Consider the following 24,643-nt stretch of genomic DNA (forward strand, 5'->3'; position numbering starts at 1 on the left):
TCATGATCAATATGGAAATCACAAAAAACAATAAGACAATCTTAGTTATCGGCGGGTCGGGTAAAAACGGAAGCCGTGTAGTCCGCAAACTAAGGGGACTGAACTATCCTACATTTTCTACAGTTCGCAAAGAGAACACAGCTCAGGCAGATGTCCGCATATTTGAGTGGAAAGATACCTCAACATGGGAGGCAGCTTTAAAAGATATTGACAGTATATACATTGTTCATCCGGATACTTCCATGCCAGAAGCGTATACAGAGATCAAAGAGTTAGCGGAGAAATCAGTGGAAATGGGCATCACCAGACTGGTTCTTCTTTCAGGAAGAGGGCAGCAATCTGTTATAAAATGTGAAGATGTTATAAGAAATTCGGGATTACAGTGGACAATAGTCCGATCTGCGTGGTTCAATCAGAATTTTACAGAAGGTCATTTTGCAGCTGGTATACAGCATGGCGAACTTACTTTTCTGGCAGACAAGGTGAAAGAACCTTTTGTAGATCTGGAAGATCTCTCAGACGTAATTGTTCAGTGTCTGATTGATGACAAACATGACCATCACATTTACGAAGTGACAGGTTCTACACTATATAGTTTTGAGGAGGCGGTACAGATAATAGGCGCAGCTAAAGGAAAACCGGTTCGCTATATACATGCAAATGCGGACAATTATTATGAGCTTCTGGTAAAACATGGTCTACCTCAAGACCTTGCCACTCATATGATCGGAGCATTTGAGGAAATACTCGATGGCAGAAATGCAAATATTGGCGATGGAATTGAAAAAGTACTGCGGCGTCCACCTGTTTCATTCACGACATTTGTGAATAATAATTTTCAGACTGCTGCAGGGGAATAATATTACCTGAAGCTTATCTAACAAGCAATAATGAAAACGTACCGTTGCCGGTTGACAACGATACGTTACTATTATTAAACTGTTTCTCTGCTTGTAATATCAAAGTGGCAACTTCTGAGGGATGTGAAGCCAATGAAGCATGTCCTGCATCCAGATGAATAGTTTTTTTTGACTGCATCCTTTCAGCCATTTCCCGCTGTGTTTCCGGAGGAATCATATGATCAGCATCCGATATCTGATACCAGCTGGGTTTTACAGCCCAGGCAGGATCTCCGGCCATATCACCGAAACACTGGCCATGGATAGGACGTTGTGAAAGCGACATAATTAACGATTCTTTCTCATCGTAATCCTGACAGAACGCTTGATGAAATTCATCATATTTGATCCATAAAAATCCTTTATCGTCCGGATAGATGCTTGTACCTCCCGAAGACGGACGTCTTCCAAGTAAACCTACAAGGCTGTCTCCTTTGTCCGGAGCAAAAGCGGCTATAAATACAAGTCCAGCCACTTTGTCGTGATTTCCCGCGCCTGAAATTACAGTCCCGCCATACGAATGGCCGACTAATAATACCTTACCTTCCTGCGCATTGATAATATCTGTAGTCTTAGCAATATCATCTTCTAAAGAAGTCAACGGATTCTGAACGCTACGGACTTTATATCCTGCATCTGTTAAAGTAGGGATCACTCCTCGCCAATGTGAGCCGTCTCCCCATGCACCATGTACCAAAATAATGGTTAAATCTTTTGTTGCCATATTATTTATTTCATTTGTGACAAAATAAAATTAAACAGCCAAAAGTAATTCCCGATTAACTTAAGGTAACTTCTTCATTAATCGTCTTCGGATCCGGCTTAGCGACTGCGGTGTCACGCCCAGATAGCTTGAAATGAACTTCTGGGGGATGTGCTGAAATAAAAGTGGTGATTCTTTCAGCAACCGCAAGTATCTCTCTTCGGGAGCATAATACAGAATATCTTCTATACGCTTTTCGGCCAGAAAAAGTTCTCCGTATTTTTCAAAATCAGTTAGTGCCATTTATCCGGACAAGTATGTGTGCGTAAGCTTCTAAAAAAATCAATATTTTCATCAGACAAGTATAAAGCCTTATTAGGCTTTATAATACAACTATTATACCCCATTCCTAAACTCAATTAACATCCAAAGGTTAAACAATGCATATAAGCAGACTGAATCATGCGGAACTTCTTTTAAGGTTACGCTATTCTATGTTTTGCACTTAAAGAACATTAAAATGATTGATTCGAATATTTTATAATATTTAATGACATTATTTTTGTAAACAAAAAAAACTATTTGAGGTATATATAAATTATCTTCTTCGACAACATATAAATATCTCCAAATATATCTTTTATTGTTAGGTATACATCTGATAATAAAAGATTGTTGATTCATGTAATCATACGAAGCTTAAAAGCAGATTGCTACCTTTCATTAGAATAAGGGTAATTATTCTATCTCCTTTTTGGGCTCATATAATTATTTGCAGCTTTCCAAAGGGAGAATCGGACACTCTTCCTGGTATACACAGTTTTTTTTGCTGAAAACAATTGTATTCAGCTCAATATGATTACCGCTTTAAGTGAAGCATCTGATAATACAGCAAAGGCACATGATGGCAACGATTTTAGGGAGTATCATTACTTGGAGCGATACGAATAACACGTACTCACTTAATAAAAACCGTAGTCATATCATTACTCTGCATCTACCATCTTTCAATCGCCACCGTTTTTGTGTCGGTATAATTATTATTCAATACGCTTCATCCCTTTTAATTGAACTGCTACAATAGGATGCCGCCAAAGAGATTTATATACGTTATGCTTATTTTCAACACACTCAAAACAACCCTCCTCCTAATCCTTCTGATCAGTTTCAATAGTTTAGGGGCAACCCACACATTGATCAGCAGAGACAAACAGGCTACACACAAACGTACTGAAAGCACCCCCCTTACAGCCAATAAAGAGCCGGCAGAGCATTCAGGCTCCTCAAAAGTCACAACACATCCATTAACAAAGCTTTCAGCCGGAAAAAACAACATACATTCCCAGGCGGCTGTTGTCACAAGCATCCCTACAGCCAGCAGTATTACCGCAAAAGCACCGCTTAGGGCAGCCAACAACTACGCAGCAGATACCAATGGCATACTATACGTCAAAAAAGGAGCAACCGGTACAGGCGACAGCTGGAACAATCCCATTGGCGAACTGGCAGATGCACTCCTGTTTGCGAAAAGTAACAATGCAGTGGCCACCAACCCGCAGGTAAAACAAATATGGGTGGCAGGCGGCACCTATAACCCCATGTACAGCCCTGCCGACAGCAATTTTGGAACTCCGGATGCACAAAACAACTCCTTTCTACTGGTAAAAAATGTAAAACTTTACGGTGGTTTTGCCGGAACTGAAACCAGTCCGGACCAGCGAGACCTGAGCATCTCGGCCAACAAAAGCATATTAAGCGGCGATCTGGACCATGACGGCACAGCCAGTAGCAATGATGCCTGCCATGTACTCATCAGCGTAAGAAACACCAATACAGATGAACTCAACGGCTTCACCATTACCGGAGGAAATGCCAGCAACACCACCAGCTCCATCACCGTGGACGGACTATCTATTGAACAGGATAGCGGTGCAGGAATTTACAACAGATCATCATTCATACAGATCAGCAATTGCAATTTCACAGGCAACCTGGCGGCTGATTATGGCGGTGCCATATACAACCTCCAATCGAATTCTAATATTACCACAAGCACCCTTTCTTCCAACAAAGCAAATACATCAGGCGGTGCCATATATAATTCCCAATCATCTGCACCCATTATTACCGATTGTATATTTGCAGCTAATACAGCTTTAAATTCAGGAGGCGCAATATACAACAACCAATCCCATCCCAAAATTGCCAACAGCATCTTTAGAGCCAACACGGCCAATCGTGCAGGAGCCCTATTCAACAGCGACTCGGGACCAAAAATCTACAACACCCTCTTTGTAAAAAACAATGCACTTACAGCCGGAGCAGGTGCTATCTACCATAACAACAACGGTCCTGGAAACGGTTTTACACTCGCCAACTGCATACTGTACGGCAATACAGGAGGTACCACAAGCTGGGCAGGAGGCATACATAGTACATCCGGTTGCAACATCTACAATTCAGTGATTTGGGGTAATCAAGGTGGGCAACTCACCGGTGGCTTCATTATAAAAAACAGCCTGGTACAAGGGGTTAGCAGTACAGCAGACGGCAATCTGGATGCTACCAACATCAATGTAGCGCAGCTTTTCAACAATCCGAATGGCGCAGACGGCATCCTCGGTACAGCCGATGACAATTTCAATTTAATAGCAGGCAGTCCCCTTATCGAAAAAGGCGACAACATCCTGTATACCAACACAGGAGGCAACCTTAGTACAGACAAAGACCTTGCAGGCAATGCACGTTTCCAGGGAACAAAAATAGACATCGGCGCATTTGAAATGACCCTCATATCCCAAACCATTACGGCCACCGATATGGTCAAAACATATGGAGATATACCATTTGTACCAACTGCTACCGCAAGTTCAGGACTGGAAGTAAACTATGTATCTGCGGACAACAGCATAGCCGAAGCCTTTCAGGACACAGCCGACGGAAACAAATGGAAACTAAAAATAAAAAAAGCCGGAACAGTAACTATTACCGCAAAACAGGCAGGTAACGCAACCTATAACCCGGCAACGGATGTCATCTTTAAGCTCACCATAGAAAAAGCACCCTTAACCGTCACAGCCCATGCCAAATCAAAAGAATCCGGCGCGGCAGACCCTGTACTGACCTACACGACCAATGGATTGGTAAATGGCGATACCCAGACAGTAATTTTTGGTACTTTGAAAAGAGCTATTGGTGAAGCCGTAGGCACTTATCCTATTACACAGGGAAACCTGGCAGCGGCTAACTATACCATCAGCTATACCGGAGCAGATTTTACCATCACCAATGCGCCCGGAGATTTTATTACCGTATGGGACATGACCAAAGTAACTACCCATACAATAATATCATCCGTCAAAATTACTACATTGCCATCCCCAAACAATCAGGTCAAATACTTCTGGACAGCTCCCGATGGCAGCACCGGTAGTGGCACCGTTACCACTTCAGGTAGCCTCCGAATTACCATACCTGCCAACAAGCCAACGATTACACTCCACATAAAACCTGAGAATCTGGCATCAGTTATCATTCTTAATGAGCCCCGTATTATCGATGTCGCCCAATGGGGAACCGCCGAATGGCGCACTATGCAAAATGCCTTCTTACAGTGTTCTAACCTCAATGTTACGGCTACAGACATGCCGAACCTGAGCAGGGTAACCAGTATGAACGGCATGTTTGCGGACTGTTCCTCTCTCACTGGTCCGGCCAACATAGGAAGCTGGAACACGTCAAATGTCACCAATATGATCACGCTCTTTAGCAGGGCAACCCGTTTCAATCAGGACATCAGCAATTGGGACACGCAAAATGTAACCACTATGGCGTATATGTTCAGAGAAGCACGTGCCTTCAATCAGAATATTGGCAACTGGAATACCTCAAAGGTCACCGATATGGAAGCCATGTTTGAGAATGCTTCTGTATTTAACCAGGACATCAGCAACTGGAACACGGCAAATGTGACCAATATGTCAAAAATATTTTCATCTGCTCTGGTTTTCAATCAGAATATTGGCAGTTGGAATACGTCAAACGTAACCAATATGTCATATATGTTTCAATATACCGGGGCTTTTAATGGCGATATCAGCAGTTGGAATACCGCAAATGTAACCAATATGTGGGGAATGTTTTATTCCACAGTAGCTTTCAATCAAAACATAGGTAACTGGGATACCTCAAACGTAACCTATATGGGGGGAATGTTTTGGAATGCCCGGGCATTTAATCAGGACATCAGCAGCTGGAATACATCGAAAGTAACCCGTATGTCCTTTATGTTTGCAGATAATCGTGCATTTAATAAAGATATTGGCAACTGGGATACAGCAAACGTAACCGATATGGCATATATGTTTCGAGCTAATCAGGCATTTAATAAAGACATTGGCAACTGGAATACAGCAAACGTAACCGATATGTCATATATGTTTTATGATGCACAAACATTTAACCAAAACATAGGTAGCTGGCAGCTTAATCCTGCTGTAAACATGACCAACATGTTGTCTTACTCAAGCCTGGATTGTACAAACTATTCGCTTACCCTTAACGGCTGGGCAAATAACCCAAACACCCCTTCAGGACGTAATTTAAGAGCTTTAGACAGACAATACGGCACCAATGCTCATACCGCAAGAACAGCATTGACCACCACCAAAGGCTGGACCATTACAGGCGACAGCCCAAGCGGACAACGCTGCGCACTGAGCCAAACCATTACCACTACCGACATGGTCAAAACCTATGGCGATGTAGCTTTTGTACCAACAGCTACCGCAAGCTCCAATCTGGAAGTAAGCTATACATCTGCCGACAACAGCATAGCCGAAGCCTTTCAGGACAGTGCCGACGGCAACAAGTGGAAACTCAAAATCAAAAAAGCAGGACAAGTAAATATTACCGCAAAACAGGCGGGCAACGAAACCTACAATCCTGCAACGAATGTTATTTTCAAATTAACCATCAACAAAGCTGCATTGGCAGTAACGGCCAATGCCCTGTCCAAAGAATACGGCACTGCAGATCCTGCCCTGACCTATACCGCTACAGGTTTTGCAAATAATGATGACCAGACAGCGCTGACAGGCACACTGAGTAGAACTGCCGGCGAAGCCGTAGGTACCTATGCTGTCGCACAGGGAACTTTAAATGCAGAAAACTATACCATCAACTACACAGCAGCCAGCTTTAGCATTACGGCAGCAACAGGAGATTTTGTCACGGTATGGGATATGAGTAAGCCAGATGAATGGGGAGTCATCATCAATAATAATATCAGATTTTATCCAACCATTTCTCCGGGTCAGTCAGTAGAGTATTTCTGGATGGCCTCAGGAGGCAGTACAGGTAACGGAACAATTGCAGCAGGTACTTACGAAGTTAATATCTCCGGCCTGCCTGCAAACGAAATCATTACCCTGAACCTAAAACCTACGCATCTCAAAGCAATTAAAATCAGAGACCTGCAGCTGAACTCTGAGCGATTAAAATTGACAGATGTTACACAATGGGGTACGGCACAATGGAGTACAATGAAAAATGCGTTCATCGACTGTCATAACCTAAAAATAACCGCAACTGATGTACCCGATTTGAGCAATGTTGGCGATATGTCCCGTATGTTTCAGGGATGTTACTCCCTCAATGGCCCCGCCAATATAGGTACCTGGAATACAGCCAATGTAACCAATATGTTCTATCTGTTTTATGGTACACGCATTTTTAACCAAAATATAGGCGACTGGAATACATCAAATGTAACCAATATGGGAGGTATGTTTCAAGGAGCCAGACTATTCGATCAAAATATTGGCAGCTGGAATACACAAAATGTAACCGATATGTCCTCCATGTTTAGTGATGCCAGAACATTTAATCAGCCTATTGGCAATTGGAATACTGCGAGTGTAACCGATATGTCCTCCATGTTTAGTGAAGCTAGAGCATTTAATCAGCCTATTGGCAACTGGAATACATCGAATGTAACCAATATGAACTCCATGTTTAGGGATGCCCGAGCATTTAATCAGCCTATTGGCAGCTGGAATACTGCCGCAGTAACGTCCATGAGTATAATGTTTTCAAGTGCTTATGCCTTTAATCAAAACATCAGCAACTGGGATACGCAAAAGGTCACTCATATGTTCGGCATGTTTAGTGGAGCCCAAGCATTTAATCAGCCTATTGGCAGCTGGAATACTGCGAATGTAACCAATATGAACTCCATGTTTAGTGGAGCCCAAGCATTTAATCAGCCTATTGGCAACTGGAATACCGCAAATGTAGTCAACATGAGCTATATGTTTTCAGGCAATCGTACCTTCAATAAGGATATAAGTAACTGGGACACGCAAAAGGTCACTGATATGTCCGGCATGTTTTATGATGCACAAACATTTAACCAAAATATAGGCAAATGGCAGTTCAACCCTGCTGTAAATATGGTCAATATGCTCGACAATTCGGGAATGGATTGCCAGAACTATTCGTTCACCCTTAACGGATGGGCAGCTAACCCAGGCACCCCTTCAGGACGCAGCCCCGGAGCCGCAGGTCTGCAATACGGCACCAATGCCGTGCAGGCAAGAACAACATTGACTACCACTAAAGGCTGGACCATTACAGAAGATAGCCCGAGTGGACAAAGCTGCGGGCTCGATCAAACCATTAAGGCTACCGACATGGTTAAAACCTATGGCGATGTAGCTTTTGTACCTGTGGCTACCGCAAGTTCAGGACTGGAAGTAAGCTATGTATCTGCCGACAACAGCATAGCCGAAACCTTTCAGGACATTGCCGACGGCAACAAGTGGAAACTCAAAATCAAAAAAGCAGGACAAGTTAATATTACCGCAAAACAGGCGGGCAACGAAACCTACAATCCTGCACCGGATGTTATTTTCAAATTAACCATCAACAAAGCTGCATTGGCCATTACTGCCAATGCCCTGTCCAAAGAATACGGCACTGCAGATCCTGCCCTGACCTATACCGCTACAGGTTTTGTAAATAATGATGACCAGACGGCACTGACAGGAACACTGAGCAGAACTGCCGGCGAAGCCGTAGGCACCTATGCTATCGCACAGGGAACTTTAAATGCAGAAAACTATACTATTACCTACACCGGTGCCAACTTTAGCATTACGGCGGCAACAGGAGATTTTGTCACGGTATGGGACATGAGCAAGCCAAACTCCGGCAATACGATCATATTTTATCCAACCATTTCTCCTGGTCAGTCAGTAAATTATTTCTGGATGGCCTCGGGAGGCAGTACAGGTAACGGAACAATTGCAGCAGGTACTTACGAAGTTAATATTTCCGGCCTGCCTGCAAACGAAATTATTACCCTGAACCTAAAACCTACGCATCTCAAAGCAATTAAAATCAGAGACCTGCAGCAGAACCCTGAGCGATTAAAATTGACCGACGTTCTCCAATGGGGTACTGCACAATGGACTTCAATGGGGACTATGTTTCTCGGATGTAGCAACCTGAATATTACCGCTACTGATGTGCCTGACCTGAGTAAGGTGACAGACATGTCATCTATGTTTGATAGATGTACAATCCTTACCGGACCAGCCAATATTAACAGCTGGAATACCGCAAAGGTAACGAGCATGAGAGGTCTGTTTAATGAAGCTTCGGCCTTTAATCAGCCTGTTGGCAACTGGAATACCGCAAAGGTAACAGACATGGGTTATATGTTTTTTGGAGCTTCGGCTTTTAATCAGGACATAGGCAGCTTGAACACGCAGAATGTAACGGACATGAGTTATATGTTTTATGGTGCTACTGTTTTTGATCAGCCTATCGGCAATTGGAATACTGTTAAAGTAGCCAATATGAGTTTTATGTTTTATAATGCATTAGTTTTTAATCAGAACATTGGTAATTGGAATACCTCTCAGGTAACCAATATGAGTAATTTGTTTTCAAATGCCAAAGCTTTTAACCAAAACATAGACAATTGGGATACACAAAAGGTAGTCACTATGAATAGTATGTTCAGAGATGCCAGTGTCTTCAATCAGAACATTGGCAGCTGGAATACGCAAAAGGTAACCGATATGTCTTTGATGTTTTATAATGCTGTAGTTTTTAATCAGAACATTGGCAGCTGGAATACGCAAAATGTAATCAACATGGGTGGTATGTTTAGAGATGCCGTTGCATTTAATCAGAACATTGGTAATTGGAATACCTCTCAGGTAACCAATATGAATGGTATGTTTTCAAATACCACTGCTTTTAACCAAAATATAAACAGTTGGAATACCGCCAATGTAACTAATATGGCATTTATGCTTTCCGGGGCTAAAGCCTTTAACCAAAATATAGGCAAATGGAAGCTCAACCCTGCTGTAAATATGGTCAATATGCTCGACAATTCGGGAATGGATTGCCAGAACTATTCGTTTACCCTTAACGGATGGGCAGCTAACCCAGGCCCCCCTTCAGGACGCAGCCTCGGAGCCGCAGGTCGACAATACGGCACCAATGCCGTGCAGGCAAGAACAACATTGACCAACGCCAAAGGCTGGACCATTACAGGAGATAGCCCGAGTGGACAAAGCTGCGGGCTGGACCAAACCATTATGGCGAGTGATATGGTCAAAACCTACGGTGATATACCATTTGTACCAACTGCTACCGCAAGTTCAGGACTGGAAGTAAGCTATGTATCTGCGGACAACAGCATAGCCGAAGTCTTTCAGGACAGTGCCGACGGCAACAAGTGGAAACTCAAAATCAAAAAAGCAGGACAAGTTAATATTACCGCAAAACAGGCGGGCAACGAAACCTACAATCCTGCACCGGATGTTATTCTCAAATTAACCATAAACAAAGCCACATTGGCAGTAACGGCCAATGACCTGTCCAAAGAATACGGAACAGCAGACCCTGCCCTTACCTATACCGCTACAGGTTTTCTAAACAACGATGACCAGACGGCACTGACAGGCACACTGAGCAGAACTGCCGGCGAAGCCGTAGGCACCTATGCCATTGAGCAAGGTACTTTGGACGCTGAAAACTACGACATCGTGTACACGGGTGCTGATCTTACCATCACCAAAGCAACCCTGAACATTGTTGCAGAGGCAAAAACCAAACAATATGGTACAGCCGATCCTGCGTTGACCTACACCGTAACGGGACTGGCAAACAACGATGATCAAACGGTGATCACAGGAGCATTGAGCAGAGTAGCAGGCGAAGCCGTAGGTACCTATGCCATTGAGCAGGGAACATTGGCAACTACGGCAAACTACGATATTACCTACACCGCAGCGGATTTTAATATCACTAAAGCGACCTTAATTATTAGAGCAGATGCCAAATCCAAAGTATACGGTTCAGCAGATCCGGCATTGACCTATACCGTAACCGGATTTGAAAACGGAAATGATCAAAGCATCCTTACCGGAACATTGACAAGAGTAGCAGGCGAAAACATCGGCACCTATGCCATCGAGCAAGGCACTTTGGCAACAACCGCCAACTACGACATCACTTACACCGGAGCAGATCTTACCATCACCAAAGCAACCCTGAACATCATAGCCGATGCCAAATCCAAAGTATATGGAACGGTTGACCCTGCGTTGACCTACACCGTTACCGGATTAGCAAACGGTGACGATCAATCCATTATCACAGGAGGTTTAAAAAGAACTGCAGGCGAAACTGCCGGTATCTATCCTATAACCCAAGGCACCCTGGACGCAGGAAACAATTATGACATTGTTTACACCGGTGCTGACTTTACAATTACAGGAGGTATATTACTCATTAATGCTAATCCCAAGTCCAAAGTATATGGAGCAATCGATCCTGTACTGACTTACACAGTTACAGGTTTTGTAAATGGCGATGATCAAAGCATCATTACAGGGACTTTGTCAAGAGTAGCCGGAGAGCAGGCAGGAAATTATACTATTAAACAGGGAACATTGAGTGCAAAAGGGTATACTATTAAATATACAGAAGCGTCCTTTATCATTTCCAAAGCTAAGCTGAAAATCGTTGCGGATGACAAAACAAAATTCTATGGCACAGCCGATCCGGTGTTGACGTACAATGTAACCGGATTGGTAAACGGTGACAAGCCATCTGTTATTAAAGGAGCCTTATCCAGAGCGCCAGGAGAAGCCGTAGGCACCTATTACATCGGGCAAGGTACGCTGGATGCAGGAGCAAACTATATAGTTGACTTTACTAAAGCAGAGTTTTTGATTTCAAAAATAACCCTGTATACCATTTCTCTGCATGATGCAAGCTTTATTTATGACGGAACAGCAAAATCAATACTGATATCAGGAGATCTTCCGGCAGGTGTCACCGTTAGCTATACCGGCAACGGGCAAACCAATGCAGGCAGCTATATTGTAACCGCTAATATAGACGGTGGCAGCAACTACAACAGTTTCTCGCTACAGGCTACACTAAAGATCAATAAAGCAAAACAGGTTATCACATTCAAAGAGATAGCACCGCTGTATCCGGATGCTGGTACAGTGAAACTGAATATCAGCAGCAACAGTCCGCTTCCGATAAAAATATTCAGTGACAACAATTTGGTTGCAGAAGTAACAGGTAGTCAGGAAGTCAGCATTCGGGGTGTAGGTCTGTCCCTCATCAGAGCAGAGCAACCGGGAGATGATAACTATATCGCTGCAGATCCTGTAACCCGTGAACTGAGAGTACACAACGAACCGGGAGCAAAACTTCCTGTACGTGTACACAAAGCAGTTTCTCCAAACGGAGATGGGATCAACGAATATCTGCGTATCGAAGGAATCAACGAATATCCCGAAAACCAGATCGTAATTTTCGATGCTAATGGCAATCTGATCCAGAAGATTCGCGGGTATGTCAATGAAACCAATTGTTTCAACGGAATAAAGGCAAGCCGAAAAGTGCCTTCAGGAACATATTTCTATGTTCTGGAGGTCAAAATAGATGACAAATGGCATCATGAAAAAGGATTCTTTGTTGTCCGGTATTAGCATTTAAAATCCCGGAAGAGCATACACTGTTCTTCCGGCTTCTTATCCCATCGGTCCTGAGATTTTCAGCATTAAAACCTCAGGACATAAATTCAAAAAAAGAAAAATGAAATTAAAGTATATCTTATCAGCTTCAGCACTGATGCTGTTTAGTAATCTGTCCTTTGGACAACAATATATTGATCCTGCGCTATCAGGAAGTTTCGGAAAAGTACTCAGTCCATCCGCCAATTTACTATTAGATAAAGGTGAAGGCGATGCTATGATGGTATACCGCTACCAGTGGGCCGGTCTCGAAGGATCACCCAAAAGCCTTTGGTTCAGTGGCAATATCGGTGTAGGAAATGCAGGCATAATCATGGGGATCAATGCAAAACAATTTCGGATTGGTGTAGAACGCAATACCGAAATATCAGCCAGTTTCACCAAGCGTTTACAGATCTCCGAATCAGAGTATCTCGGATTAGGCGTCAACCTCGGCTATACGCATCAGCAGGGAGACTTCAATCCTTTAGATCCCGGAGACCCGGCTTTTCAGAATGTACAGTACGGAACATTATTATATGGTCTTTCGGCTACATTAATATCGCCCAACCGGTACTATGTAGGATTTTCGATGCCAAAAGCAATATTTGGAGCCAAAGATTCGCAATATGTACGTCAGTTCGGAAAAGATAACACATTTTATCTTTCCGGAGGATTGATAATTCCGCTGAATGACGGATTCCGGCTCCGTCCCAATTTACTGATAAGCTACAGAGAAGTTACCGGATTACTTTTTGATGCCTCAGCAATGTTCTATCTCCATCCAAAGATCGGAATTGGTGCAGGTTACCGCCAGCGCGGAGATCTGATGGGTATGGCGGAATTTAATCTGGGTAAGTTGCGTATAGGATACAGTTATCAGCAAAATCTCAAAAACAAAGACCTCAACAGATATATCACCAACAGCACACATGAACTGGGGATTGCTATACGCTTTGGAAAAGACAACTTTTCAATATTGTAAAAGAAGAAGAAAATGATCCGGTCTTTATTCCTGTCATACTATCTTCCTTTTATTTATTAAAGAGACTCCTGATAATTTACGTTTTAAAGTAATTAGTATATTTATTTCTTAGATTCCACAGAATACTTTACAGTCAAGTCTTATTCAAATGACAGATTCAGGAAAGTTTTTTCAGTATAAAAAAAAACGTAGATGGTGGTTTATTAACAACCTTTTCAGATAAATCAAAATGTCAGTAAAGACAGTAATTATTTATTCATCAGTAGATGGACAAACCAAAAAGATCTGCCATGCGATAAAAGATATATTGGTATCAGAGGGTCATCTGGTAGATCAGTTTCATGTCCAGGATATGGCCAAAAGTATTACACTCTATGATAAAATCGTGATCGCTTCCAGTATAAGATATGGCAAACATAATGAACATATACTAACTTTTATACAGGATAATAATCAGGTGTTGAATAATAAAAAAACCGCTTTTATTTCTGTAAATCTCGTGGCGCGAAAAGCCGAGAAAAGCACAGTATATACCAATCCTTATGTGATCAAATTTTTTGATTCTATAACATGGAAACCACAATTGACCGGTGTTTTGCAGGAAGATTAAATTATAAGTTGTACTCCTTCGGAGATCGCCTTATGATAAAGTTAATTATGCTCATAACAAAAGGTCCGGTCGGTTCAAAAACGGACATAGAATATACAGACTGGAATGAAGTTTTTAAATTTGGACATAAGCTATGTGAGATGTAAAAACAATAACTTTAATTCTAATTTATTTTCATCTGACTCAAACAAAATATGATTTTGGAGGTATTAGATACAAATGAAAGCTCAAGTAGTTATACAAATCGTTTACCCTCAACCTGTTGAACAGGTATGGAAAGCGATTACAGATAAAGAAGCTATGAAAATCTGGTATTTTGACATTCCCGATTTTCAGGCGGAAACAGGACGTTCTTTTGATTTTTATGAACCGGGAGGTAAAAATGAGTATCACCATTTTGCCTTAGTACAGCAAGTCATACCCTATAAAAAGCTAAAGCATAGTTGGACACAGCCCAGTCACAGCAAAGGAATCTCCGTATTGACATGGGAGCTGGAACAATTGGAAGCAGGCACACAATTGACGCTAACACATGAGGGGCTTGAAAATCTTGCGGATGGCGGAGATGCATTTCTTCCTGAAAATTATGAAAAAGGTTGGAATGAAATTCTGCACAAATCGCTGAAATCATATTTGAATAACATCTGAATACAATAACCTATGCAAAACTATAATGGCGGAGATCTCGGAAGATAACCGCCATTTACTTTTTATAACCTTAGCTGTACGATCAAATTTCAGACCGGAGAACTCAGTCCTCCAGCTGATCCAGTATTTTTCTGATCTCCTTCAGATGCTTACCATAATACGAATAGCTCATTATTTCGATAATAAAGATCACTAAAGCAATACTAACAATGGCAGAAAGGACAAACCATACAATAAAATTACTATCCTGAGCAAACGTACTGCCGATATGATATAATTTGTTAAACCAGGATTCAAATTTCCCGTTGGAAAGCATAATCATATACATGATAAGTGCCTGCGGTATCATGACATAGGAAGTCGTCTTATACGAATCGATCGCAAACTTGAGATCATAATACATCTTTAGGAGATTTTCACGCGAGCTAAGTACTTCCGACTGACTGGCACTTTTATAGAAATAAAAAAAACGGCGATAGTACACCATACTGGATAAGAGCATCTGAAAAAAGATCAGATAATACGCAAAGCGTGCATAACCTTCAATCTTATAAAGATCGATCAAAGGCACCACAAGTAAAAACAGCATGGCTACAATCCAGGTAATAAATTCGTACTTCACATTCTTGCGAAGCTTAGCCAGCACATTATCTACCTCTTTATACTGATCCAGATCAGGATTGATCTGCACCTGCTCCGATGACTGATCATCCCATTGTTTTTTTAATTCATCAAAATTCATATTCGTATTTTTTAATGATCTGCTGTATTTTTTCTTTTGTACGATTCAATTTCACCCGGGCATTGACTTCCGATATCCCCAGGTTGTCTGCAATATCCCGGTGGCTCTGCCCTTCCAGAAAGAGAAAGATCAATGCCTTTTCAACCTGATTAAGTTCCTGCACAGCCTTATAAAACACAGCAAGCTGTTCCTCCCTTTGATCAGCATCCTGCTCATCGGCTATATCATGGTAAGTCTCCAAAGGCACCCGGTCTTGTTTACGCTTATCCTTTTTGAAATAGACCAAAGCGGTATTGATCGCAACTCTGTACATCCAAGTAGAAAACTGACTGGCATTTTTGAAGGAATCAAAAGACTTCCAAAGCTGAAAAATAATCTCCTGTGAAAGATCATTTCTATCATCCGGATCATCCATATACATTCTGGACACCTTATAGATGATACCTTTGTTCTTTTCAATCAAAGTAAGAAATTCGGATTCTCTCTCTTTCACTTTAGGATACTTTTAATTCTTTACTGAACGCTTAGCCAATTTTAATCAATTAGTAACGCAAATTGAAAAACGTTACACAGAATTAAAAAAAAAGATTATTTTTCTTTAATTTCAGAAATTAACAAACAATACAACCATTTTTCAAGTTAGTGTAAACATGGAAAACACATTTTATGAAGGTCAGGTAATATGGGCACAGATCGATGCGAACAGACATATGCGCCATTCGGCATACGCTGATATTTGCGCTCAGGCACGTAGTAATATGCTCAAAAAAATAGGTCTCTCTCTGGATCAGTTTGCTTCACAGGGAATTGGACCTATCCTGTTCAGAGAAGAACTGATCTATCACAGAGAGGTCAGACTGGATGAATATGTCTCTGTAAAAATAGTTTTGACCAAATTTAATTTAGCAAATGCCAGATTCTCTTTCAGACACGACGTCTACAAAGAAGATGACGTCAAAGCAGCTACAGTCAATGTAGATGGTGCATGGTTAGATATAAAAGCCCGCAAATTGGTCAACATTCCTGAAGAATGGTACGTTTTTATGCAACATGTTCCTAAAGCTGATGATTATGAGGAGTTTGATGCATTATAATATTATATTTATCAAAAAAATTTATTTTTAAGGCTTAAAAAGAAAATTAATTCATTAAATTCACTGTAAAATTGATTCACACTACATACACTTACAACTAAACTGAACATGAAAACCAAACTGGAATTTACTTTTTGCCATCGCAAACCTGAGCGATCTTTTTTTTGGAAAGGCAAGCAATTTCCTGTTTGCGCGCGTTGTACAGGAATTCATCTGGGTTATTTGTCCACGTTCTTATTTTTATTTGGAGTGATCACAATGAATTTTTGGGTTGCGGTATTGTGCATGTTACCGACAATTATTGACGGTTTGACTCAGGCTTATTGCAACAGAGAAAGTAATAATACCCTCCGGTTTATAACCGGCATTATGGCCGGAGTAGGAACAATGGCTATCTGTGCTATTATCGGAACAGCAATCGGAAATTTAATATTAGAAGGAATAAAATTAATCATTAAATATAATTAACCATGGAAGATCAAAACACCCCAAATTTTGACCCTAATCAAGGTCAAAACCCAAACCAGTTTAACAATCCTTTTAACCAACAAAATCAGGAAGACTTATCTACAGGATTAAAAGTTCTGTCTTTTTGTATTCCTTTGTTTGGTGCTATTTATTATTTTATAAAGAAGGATGAGGCCCCTGTTCAGGCAAAATCAGCTTGTAAATTTGCGATCTATGGTGTGGTAGTAAGTATTGTATTGAATATTATCTATGCGATATTAGGAGGTTTAGGTTCAGCAATGGGTGGATAGTATAACTTCAATCCGGAAAATCAAAAAGACGGTTCAGTAAACGAACCGTCTTTTTTCATTAAAAAAGCCGCCACGCAATATTTGCATGACGGCACTCACATAACCTAAAAAAACTAAACTTATTATTTGACTTCAATCAATCTTTTAGCAACAATTGCTTCTTCTTTCTTACCCACTTTTACAACCAAAATACCATTTTCATAAGAAGCCTCAATATTGCTGTAATCTACAGTATCAGGTAATGTAAATGAGCGTGTAAAGGACGAATAGTTAAATTCTCTTTTACTGAATAATTTTTGTTCTGCTTCTGTCTCTGAAGTTTTTTCAGCAGAGATAGTCATCATATTTTTATCTACATTGATCTTGAAATCTGACTTCTGCAATCCCGGAGCAGCCAGTTCGATCTGAAAAGAATCCTCTGCTTCTGCAATATTCACTGCCGGTACGCGAGTCACTAACCGATCCGTAATAAATGAATCATTAAATAAATTATCGAAAACTGAATTTACAAACGGATTAACTGCATCTGTATTTACTGCTTTTGTAGGGAATTTTAATAATGCCATAATATTGTCCTCCTTTTAATTTTTTTATTTGTTTTTCTACAACTTATTCAAATGCTGTACCATTTCAAAAAACGATCAGAATGAAGACAAAATGTCATTAAAAACTTTTAATTAAAGACATTTTGTCGCTAAATCGCTTTTTATTATTGCTAACCATATTAAGAAGGCACGAGCGATACGCTCGCGCCAGGTAAGATTGATAGAGTTAAACGGTTATAAGGGATAACAGTATTTATCACAATTCTCTCCTTTATAAGGAGAGATGCCCGAAGGGCAGAGAGGTTGAGAAGAAAGTTGATAAGTTATAGTTAGATTGCTTAGAAGGCAACGAGCGACAGCTCGCGCCAGAAGGTAATTATGCTAAGCCCCTCTCACTTGCGTCAGTTGGCGTCCCCGCCAACTGCTACTTAAACTTTTGCCTGCAGACATCCTGCTTACAGATCGTGGTGGATTGCTTTATTTAGTGTAAGAGAGCGCTATCCGGGAATTTGCACGATCTCCGCCAAAGAGAGGGTTGATCTTGGTAATAGAGATGTTCACCTGCTCCGCAAAGTCAAATTGATTAACAATTGTCTCGAGTATTTCCTCCACAGCGGATTCGATCAGTTTTCTTTTTTGCTTCATCACATCCGCAGCTATAGCATACAATTGTTCATAGTTCAATGTATTCGTAAGCTCGTCCTGTGAATGGACTTTATAGGGGTAGCTCACTTCAATATCGACTAAAAACTCATTTCCGGTCACAATTTCCTCCGCATAATAACCAACAGGAGCATAGAACCGGGCATCATTTATCGCAATCGTCTGTATACGTGTAGCCATAGGGCAAACCTAAAAATATTTATCCGTTTGAAAAAATATCTTTATCATTGCTCTACCAAAAATTATAAAAACAAATTATATACTGATGAAAAAATATCCCGTTCTTCTCAGCATCTGTTGCTTAACCCTCTCCTTACCTTCTGCATTTTCACAGACGCAGTTCAAACCCGAAGACACCGAATACTATAGTCCTAAACCTAGAATAGTCACTTCTTCAAACGGTATCCCTGCTGACGCTGTAATTTTGTTCAATGGTAAAGACCTTAGTCAATGGCAGTCTGAGGGAAAACCGGGAAGCACCGCAACCTGGTCTGTAGAGGATAATATACTAACTGTAAAACCGTCCTCCGGAAACATTCAGACCAAAGAAAAGTTCAATGACTTTCAGTTACATATAGAATGGCGCAGCCCGCTTACAGTTAAAGGAAAAGGCCAGGGAAGAGGAAATAGCGGAATTTTCTTACAGGGACTGTACGAAATCCAGGTATTGGACAACAATGATAATCCTACATATGTCAACGGACAAGCCGGCAGTATTTATAAGCAACGGCCTCCACTTGTAGAATCCCGTGTGAGCGCAGGTCAGTGGCATACTTATGATATTATTTATACTGCACCACGGTTTAATAATGACGGAATGCTGATCAGCAAAGCACGGGTAACCGTACTTCACAACGGAATATTAGTACAAAACAACACCGAAATAGAGGGTACAACAGAATATATAGGTCTTCCGAAACTCAAAGCTCATGGAGCCGGTCCCATCGTCCTGCAGGATCACGGCGATCTCGTAAGTTATCGCAATATATGGATACGAAACTTATAATAGTTGTTGCAACAATTCTATACAACTTTAGGTTTTTAGTCCCTTAATCTATAATTTTACTTCCATAACACATATCAATGAGAAGAATTGCATTATTATTTCTTTTGGCCGGCAGTACAGCGGTATATGGCCAAAGGAATTTAAACTTAGAAGAAACGGTTTTTGGCCCACGTACCTATGCACCGGTATCTATAGTAAGTCCCCGTTGGATTCCCAATACAAACAGCATTACCTACCTCGATCCTGCCTACCAGAATCTGATGAGCAAAAGCGCTTCTGATAATTGGAAAGAACAGGTATTATTATCCAAATCGGATCTGGAGCAAGCGATTAAAATTAAGCTCCCTAATGAAACAATTGCGTTGCGAATGTTTCCGTATAACTATAGCTGGCTGGACGAAAACACACTATCTCTGGAAGTAGACGGAAAAGAAAAATCATACAGCCTGACGTACAATATCAAATCCAGAAGTATCGATAAGCTGATCGGAAGTGACTCGAAAGGGAATAATAAAGAAGTCACAGCGGATCGTACGAAAGTCGCTTATCTGATAGACAACAATATTGTGATCTCTGATGCTGCCGGCAAAATTACCGAGGTAACCAGCGATAAGGATGAGGGGATTGTAAACGGTAGTGACTACACCCACCGCCAGGAATTTGGCATCAACAAAGGAATGTGGTGGAGTCCTGATAACACCAGCCTGCTTTATTACCGTAAAGATGAGACGATGGTCAGCCAATATCCGCTTGTACAATGGAGTCCGCGTATAGCAGAAGCTAAAGAAATACGCTATCCGATGGCAGGCATGAAATCTGAAGAAGTAACACTCGTAATTTACAACACCACTACCGGCACCAGTACCAGCCTTCAAACAGGAGAACCTAAAGAACAGTATCTGACGGCTGTCACATGGGATCCCAACAATGAATATATATATGTGGGGGTATTGAACCGCGGACAAAATCATTTAAAATTCAACAAGTATAATGCAAAATCGGGGGCATTCGTCAAAACACTGTTTGAAGAGACGACCACTACATGGGTAGAACCACAGACACCTCTGACTTTTGTTCCTGATAATCCCAAACTATTTCTTTACCAGTCAGACAAGGAAGGGTACAACCAACTTTATCTGTACGATACCGAAGGTAAGCTGGTTCGCAAACTGGGATATAAGGATATTATTGTAAAAGATTTACTTAGTTTCTCTGCCAAAGCGGATAAGGTTACATATACCGGTGTTACCAACAACGGACTGGACAGACAGCTGTTCGAAGTGGAACTTAAATCCGGAAAAACAACACAACTCACCAGTGAATCAGGTACGCATACCGCTTCGGCAAACAGCAACAGCACCTACGTACTTGATCAATACAGCAACCTGACTACGCCTAATATCATTCAGATCAAAGATGTGAAATCAGGAAAAAGCAACAATCTGATCAAGGCAGAAAATCCGTTTACAGGCAAAATCAACAATCCGAAAATCGAGTTTGTACAATTAACGACTGCAGACGGCAGTACACCACTGACAGGTCGCATTATTTATCCTGAAAATTTTGATCCTGCAAAAAAATATCCTGTCATGTACTACCTGTATGGAGGCTCTCACTCTCAGCTGGTCAGCAACAAATGGCTGGGTGGAGCAGGCTACTTCGATATGTATATGGCACAACAGGGCTATATTGTATTTACGATGGACAACCGCGGAACTGATGCGCGCGGAAGGGCATTCTCCACAGCCACACACCGTCAACTGGGACAGGCAGAGATGGCCGATCAGATGAAGGGTATAGAATTTTTAAAATCAAAACCTTTTGTGGATCAGGAGCGTATGGGAATTTTCGGATGGAGCTTCGGAGGTTTTATGACGACTTCATTTATGGTACATCATAATGACATCTTCAAAGCTGCAGTTGCCGGAGGACCGGTAATAGACTGGAAATATTATGAAGTCATGTACGGAGAACGCTATATGGATACTCCTCAGGAAAATCCGGAAGGCTATAAATTAACTTCTCTGCTTGATAAGGCAAACCAATTAAAGGGTGATCTGCTGATTATTCATGGCGCACAGGATCCTGTAGTGGTACAGCAAAACAGCATGCAGTTTATAGAGGCATGTATCAAAGCTGGGAAACAGGTGGATTATTTCCTTTACCCGACTCACGAACACAATGTTTCAGGCAAAGACCGTATCCATATGTACGAAAAAATTGCCAGGTACTTTGATCTGCATCTTAAAAAATAAAACGTAGTCTTTCTGATAAAAACTATGGGGCTGTCCAAAAAGGTTGGATAGCCCCATTTTTATGTGATTTACTACTAATCATGCTCCAGACCTTCACTAAGATTATACAAAGTCCAGTGTCCGGAACGGATAGCTGTATTCTCCTGCTGCAATAGCTTAATGAAATCTTTGACACCGAGCTCTTCATTACCATTACCATGGATCAGCACAATACTGCCGTCTCCGGGATGCTGTCCCTTTGCCAGCCAGGCATCCGAACCTACCGCAATAAGACCGTAACTCAATAATTTATCGATAACGGCCTTATCCGAAACCAATCCCGGACATCTGAAAAATACAGACGGAAGGATCCCGTTCCTGAGCATCAGCTTTTCATTTTCCAGAACTTCCACATCCATATTCGTACCCTTGCTCAACAGAAAATTGGAAGTCAGCGGTTGATTGTTATACACATGTGAATAACTATGATTAACCCAGGTGATCTGTAATGCTCCGTCTTTATCCAGATTTTTCAGCCAGTTCAGATCCTCCTGATGTTTCAGAATCCATTTTCCTGAAACCGAAATAGCGACAGGAAGACGCCCCGATTTTCCTTTGAAAGCAGAGAATAATGATTGAAAAATTACTCTATCAAATGGTTTATGCGAAGGACACAGGTCAATAGTAAGATTGATCCCCTGCTCTTGCGGCATACGAAGATCCAGTCCTGCATTCTGAAGATTCTGCTCTGTCCGGCGAACCAGGTCGAAGCCTCTGATATAAACTGTCTTATTAAACCGGCTGCAGATATCTGCATATGTTGAACGGGTTCGTTTATATCTATCGGACAGGATCACACACGTCTGCAGTGTAACCGGGTCGACAGCCAGGAAATAGGTTTTGCTATCGGCAGTAAAACTACGTAGACCTATAAGCTGGCTATCCTTTTTTTCCAGCAACGACCAGTCCACCTTATAATTACGGATATTGTCAAAGGTCTGCCCCTCCCCTTTCTGTGATAAGAAAAGAAGGATCAGACATACCAGCCAGGATTTTATACTCTTCATATAGCATTACTTAGATAGAAATCTATATCCATAATATCTAATTTCCACTCGTCCGTTTTGGATTTAACAAGGTCGGCCACTGCATCTGCTTTCCATCTGTATCTGTAGGCATAATCATCTTTTCACGGGATACCAATTCCGGTTCTTCACATGCCAGATAAGTCAGTATAGCAACTATAATAGCATTCTGCCTAACTTCATCAAATACGATTTTATCATACGTATCCCGATTGGTATGCCAGGTAAGCTTACCATAATCCCATGAAGCAGACCCTAACATAAAAGCAGGAATCCCTTTCTTTACAAAGGAAGCATGATCAGATCCGCCACTTCCTGGCAGACCCGGAAAGGTTGTCTGGATTTCATTGCGGAAAGCTTCCGGCAGATACTGCAGCCACCTGCCGATATACGCATAGGACTGCGCAAATCCATTTCCTGAAATCCGGGCAATCCTACCTGTACCGTTATCCTGATTCCAGACCACCTGTATCTTATCATGCAATTCGGGATGATCCTCCACAAAAGCAGAAGAGCCATTCAATCCCTGTTCCTCACTTCCCCAGTTACCCACCAGAATTGTTCTTTTGTTGTCCGGATATACCTTTTTCAATATACGTACAGCCTCCATCATCGTGATGATACCGGTGCCATTATCTGTTGCTCCTGAAGCACCGTCCCATGAATCCAGATGCGCAGACAACACGACGTATTCATCCGGTTTTTCTTTACCTTTTATTTCGGCTATACTGTTATATGTTTTTGCAATCCCGAGCTCCTTGGCCTCCGCCTGTATCAATATCCTGGGCTTCACACCTCTGGTCACCATGCGATATAGTAATCCGTAATCCTCCTGTGCAATATCCACAACCGGTATTTTCCGGGTTTTGGCATCAAAAATACGGGTCACACCCGGTAGTTCGGTCCAGTATGCATCCACTACAGCCAGAGCTCCCGCTTCTTCCAGAGCAATAGCCAGTGTCCTGCGCGTACTACCTGTTGCCTCCAGACTTGCTGCCCATTGGTTTGCCTGCTCTTTTTTAAGTGCCTGCATCTTATCATAGGCTGCTGCTGTAGCCGATTCTTTCCAGTTCGCATCCGAACGACCTGTAGGCTGATTCATGGCTATCATAACGATCTTTCCTTTGACAGAAGGCAACCAGTTTGTGAATTCTGTTCGTGATTTAAAAACAGGAAGCGCAATCACCTCTGCTTCAACCCCTTTACTTTTTGTAGACGGACTAAAGGATAGTTGCGTCCCTTCCAGTGCTTTGATCCTCGGATATGTCATTGTAATACTGGAAAGTCCCCGCTCCCAGGAACGCCATTCTCCGTAAGCTTCGTTACGCGCTACAGCACCCATATCCGTATATTTTTGAACTACCCAATCGTGTGCCTTTTGCATCTGCGGACTACCGACCAGACGAGGGCCGATCATATCAATAAGTTCAAAGGCGTAATCCTCCAGTTTAGAATTTGTATTTGCTTCCTGAACAATAGCATTGACCATCTGCTTTTTATCCTGACCGAATACACCGGTACCGGCAAAAAGGGCTAAAGAGACCGCCACAGGAGAAAGCCAGGTAGAATAAGAGGTTAATTTCATAAGTAATGTTAAGTATTTTAAAATATACGGAA

At 41.7% G+C, this 24,643-nt stretch carries 17 protein-coding genes and 1 pseudogene; 10 read left to right on the forward strand and 8 right to left on the reverse strand.

Going from position 1 to position 24,643, the window contains the following annotated elements; genetic code table 11:
* The first annotated feature begins 11 nt into the window (after positions 1 to 11).
* Positions 12 to 860: an NmrA family NAD(P)-binding protein gene (locus I6J03_RS02115; RefSeq protein ID WP_232279813.1), complete on the forward strand. Its 849-nt coding sequence runs from the start codon at positions 12 to 14 to the stop codon at positions 858 to 860.
* A gap of 13 nt (positions 861 to 873) precedes the next feature.
* On the opposite strand, the gene I6J03_RS02120 is transcribed toward I6J03_RS02115, so the two are convergent.
* Both I6J03_RS02120 and I6J03_RS02125 read right to left on the reverse strand, forming a co-directional pair.
* Positions 874 to 1,623 carry an alpha/beta hydrolase gene (locus I6J03_RS02120; RefSeq protein WP_201694116.1) on the reverse strand — a complete coding sequence of 250 codons (750 nt, stop codon included), beginning with the start codon at positions 1,621 to 1,623 and terminating at the stop codon, positions 874 to 876.
* 60 nt (positions 1,624 to 1,683) lie between these two features.
* A complete protein-coding gene (locus tag I6J03_RS02125; protein WP_003010792.1) occupies positions 1,684 to 1,905 on the reverse strand; it encodes a cyclic nucleotide-binding domain-containing protein in 222 nt (73 codons plus the stop codon).
* 809 nt (positions 1,906 to 2,714) lie between these two features.
* Here I6J03_RS02125 and I6J03_RS02130 point away from each other — a divergent pair.
* From I6J03_RS02130 to I6J03_RS02145, 4 genes and pseudogenes are all read left to right on the forward strand, one after another.
* A complete protein-coding gene (locus tag I6J03_RS02130) occupies positions 2,715 to 12,632 on the forward strand; it encodes a BspA family leucine-rich repeat surface protein (protein WP_201694117.1) in 9,918 nt (3,305 codons plus the stop codon).
* A 106-nt stretch (positions 12,633 to 12,738) separates the two neighbouring features.
* Positions 12,739 to 13,641, forward strand: coding sequence for a PorP/SprF family type IX secretion system membrane protein (locus I6J03_RS02135; protein ID WP_003010782.1), 903 nt, complete (start codon positions 12,739 to 12,741; stop codon positions 13,639 to 13,641).
* 229 nt (positions 13,642 to 13,870) lie between these two features.
* A pseudogene (gene hemG / locus I6J03_RS02140) lies at positions 13,871 to 14,397 on the forward strand (menaquinone-dependent protoporphyrinogen IX dehydrogenase).
* Between the two features lie 73 nt (positions 14,398 to 14,470).
* Positions 14,471 to 14,899, forward strand: coding sequence for an SRPBCC family protein (locus I6J03_RS02145; RefSeq protein WP_003010778.1), 429 nt, complete (start codon positions 14,471 to 14,473; stop codon positions 14,897 to 14,899).
* A gap of 103 nt (positions 14,900 to 15,002) precedes the next feature.
* On the opposite strand, the gene I6J03_RS02150 is transcribed toward I6J03_RS02145, so the two are convergent.
* Positions 15,003 to 15,641 (reverse strand): hypothetical protein, encoded by a 639-nt coding sequence (locus I6J03_RS02150; protein ID WP_003010776.1) that lies wholly within the window; start codon positions 15,639 to 15,641, stop codon positions 15,003 to 15,005.
* Positions 15,631 to 16,134 (reverse strand): RNA polymerase sigma factor, encoded by a 504-nt coding sequence (locus I6J03_RS02155; RefSeq protein WP_003010775.1) that lies wholly within the window; start codon positions 16,132 to 16,134, stop codon positions 15,631 to 15,633. The genes I6J03_RS02150 and I6J03_RS02155 overlap by 11 nt, the downstream gene beginning before the upstream one ends.
* 157 nt (positions 16,135 to 16,291) lie before the next feature.
* On the opposite strand from I6J03_RS02155, the gene I6J03_RS02160 reads away from it, so the two are divergent.
* The 3 genes from I6J03_RS02160 to I6J03_RS02170 all read left to right on the forward strand — a co-directional run bounded on the left by I6J03_RS02160 (position 16,292) and on the right by I6J03_RS02170 (position 17,493).
* Positions 16,292 to 16,735 (forward strand): acyl-CoA thioesterase, encoded by a 444-nt coding sequence (locus I6J03_RS02160; protein WP_201694118.1) that lies wholly within the window; start codon positions 16,292 to 16,294, stop codon positions 16,733 to 16,735.
* Between the two features lie 108 nt (positions 16,736 to 16,843).
* Entirely contained in the window at positions 16,844 to 17,203 is a 360-nt protein-coding gene (locus I6J03_RS02165; protein WP_003010768.1) for a DUF2085 domain-containing protein, read from the forward strand.
* A 2-nt stretch (positions 17,204 to 17,205) separates the two neighbouring features.
* Positions 17,206 to 17,493 (forward strand): hypothetical protein, encoded by a 288-nt coding sequence (locus I6J03_RS02170; RefSeq protein WP_003010766.1) that lies wholly within the window; start codon positions 17,206 to 17,208, stop codon positions 17,491 to 17,493.
* A 122-nt stretch (positions 17,494 to 17,615) separates the two neighbouring features.
* On the opposite strand, the gene I6J03_RS02175 is transcribed toward I6J03_RS02170, so the two are convergent.
* Both I6J03_RS02175 and I6J03_RS02180 read right to left on the reverse strand, forming a co-directional pair.
* A complete protein-coding gene (locus tag I6J03_RS02175; RefSeq protein WP_003010765.1) occupies positions 17,616 to 18,059 on the reverse strand; it encodes an Hsp20/alpha crystallin family protein in 444 nt (147 codons plus the stop codon).
* A gap of 456 nt (positions 18,060 to 18,515) precedes the next feature.
* Positions 18,516 to 18,881: a dihydroneopterin aldolase gene (locus I6J03_RS02180; RefSeq protein ID WP_003010762.1), complete on the reverse strand. Its 366-nt coding sequence runs from the start codon at positions 18,879 to 18,881 to the stop codon at positions 18,516 to 18,518.
* A gap of 85 nt (positions 18,882 to 18,966) precedes the next feature.
* On the opposite strand from I6J03_RS02180, the gene I6J03_RS02185 reads away from it, so the two are divergent.
* Together I6J03_RS02185 and I6J03_RS02190 are read left to right on the forward strand one after the other, a co-directional pair.
* A complete protein-coding gene (locus I6J03_RS02185) occupies positions 18,967 to 19,707 on the forward strand; it encodes a 3-keto-disaccharide hydrolase (RefSeq protein ID WP_003010761.1) in 741 nt (246 codons plus the stop codon).
* Between the two features lie 77 nt (positions 19,708 to 19,784).
* Entirely contained in the window at positions 19,785 to 21,962 is a 2,178-nt protein-coding gene (locus I6J03_RS02190; RefSeq protein ID WP_201694119.1) for a S9 family peptidase, read from the forward strand.
* A gap of 74 nt (positions 21,963 to 22,036) precedes the next feature.
* Here I6J03_RS02190 and I6J03_RS02195 read toward each other — a convergent pair whose 3' ends face one another.
* Positions 22,037 to 23,008: a polysaccharide deacetylase family protein gene (locus I6J03_RS02195; protein ID WP_003010758.1), complete on the reverse strand. Its 972-nt coding sequence runs from the start codon at positions 23,006 to 23,008 to the stop codon at positions 22,037 to 22,039.
* A 37-nt stretch (positions 23,009 to 23,045) separates the two neighbouring features.
* Positions 23,046 to 24,611, reverse strand: coding sequence for a M20/M25/M40 family metallo-hydrolase (locus I6J03_RS02200; protein ID WP_003010755.1), 1,566 nt, complete (start codon positions 24,609 to 24,611; stop codon positions 23,046 to 23,048).
* Positions 24,612 to 24,643 lie beyond the last annotated feature (32 nt).

Source organism: Sphingobacterium spiritivorum (genome assembly GCF_016724845.1).
Classification (GTDB): Bacteria; Bacteroidota; Bacteroidia; order Sphingobacteriales; family Sphingobacteriaceae; genus Sphingobacterium; species Sphingobacterium spiritivorum_A.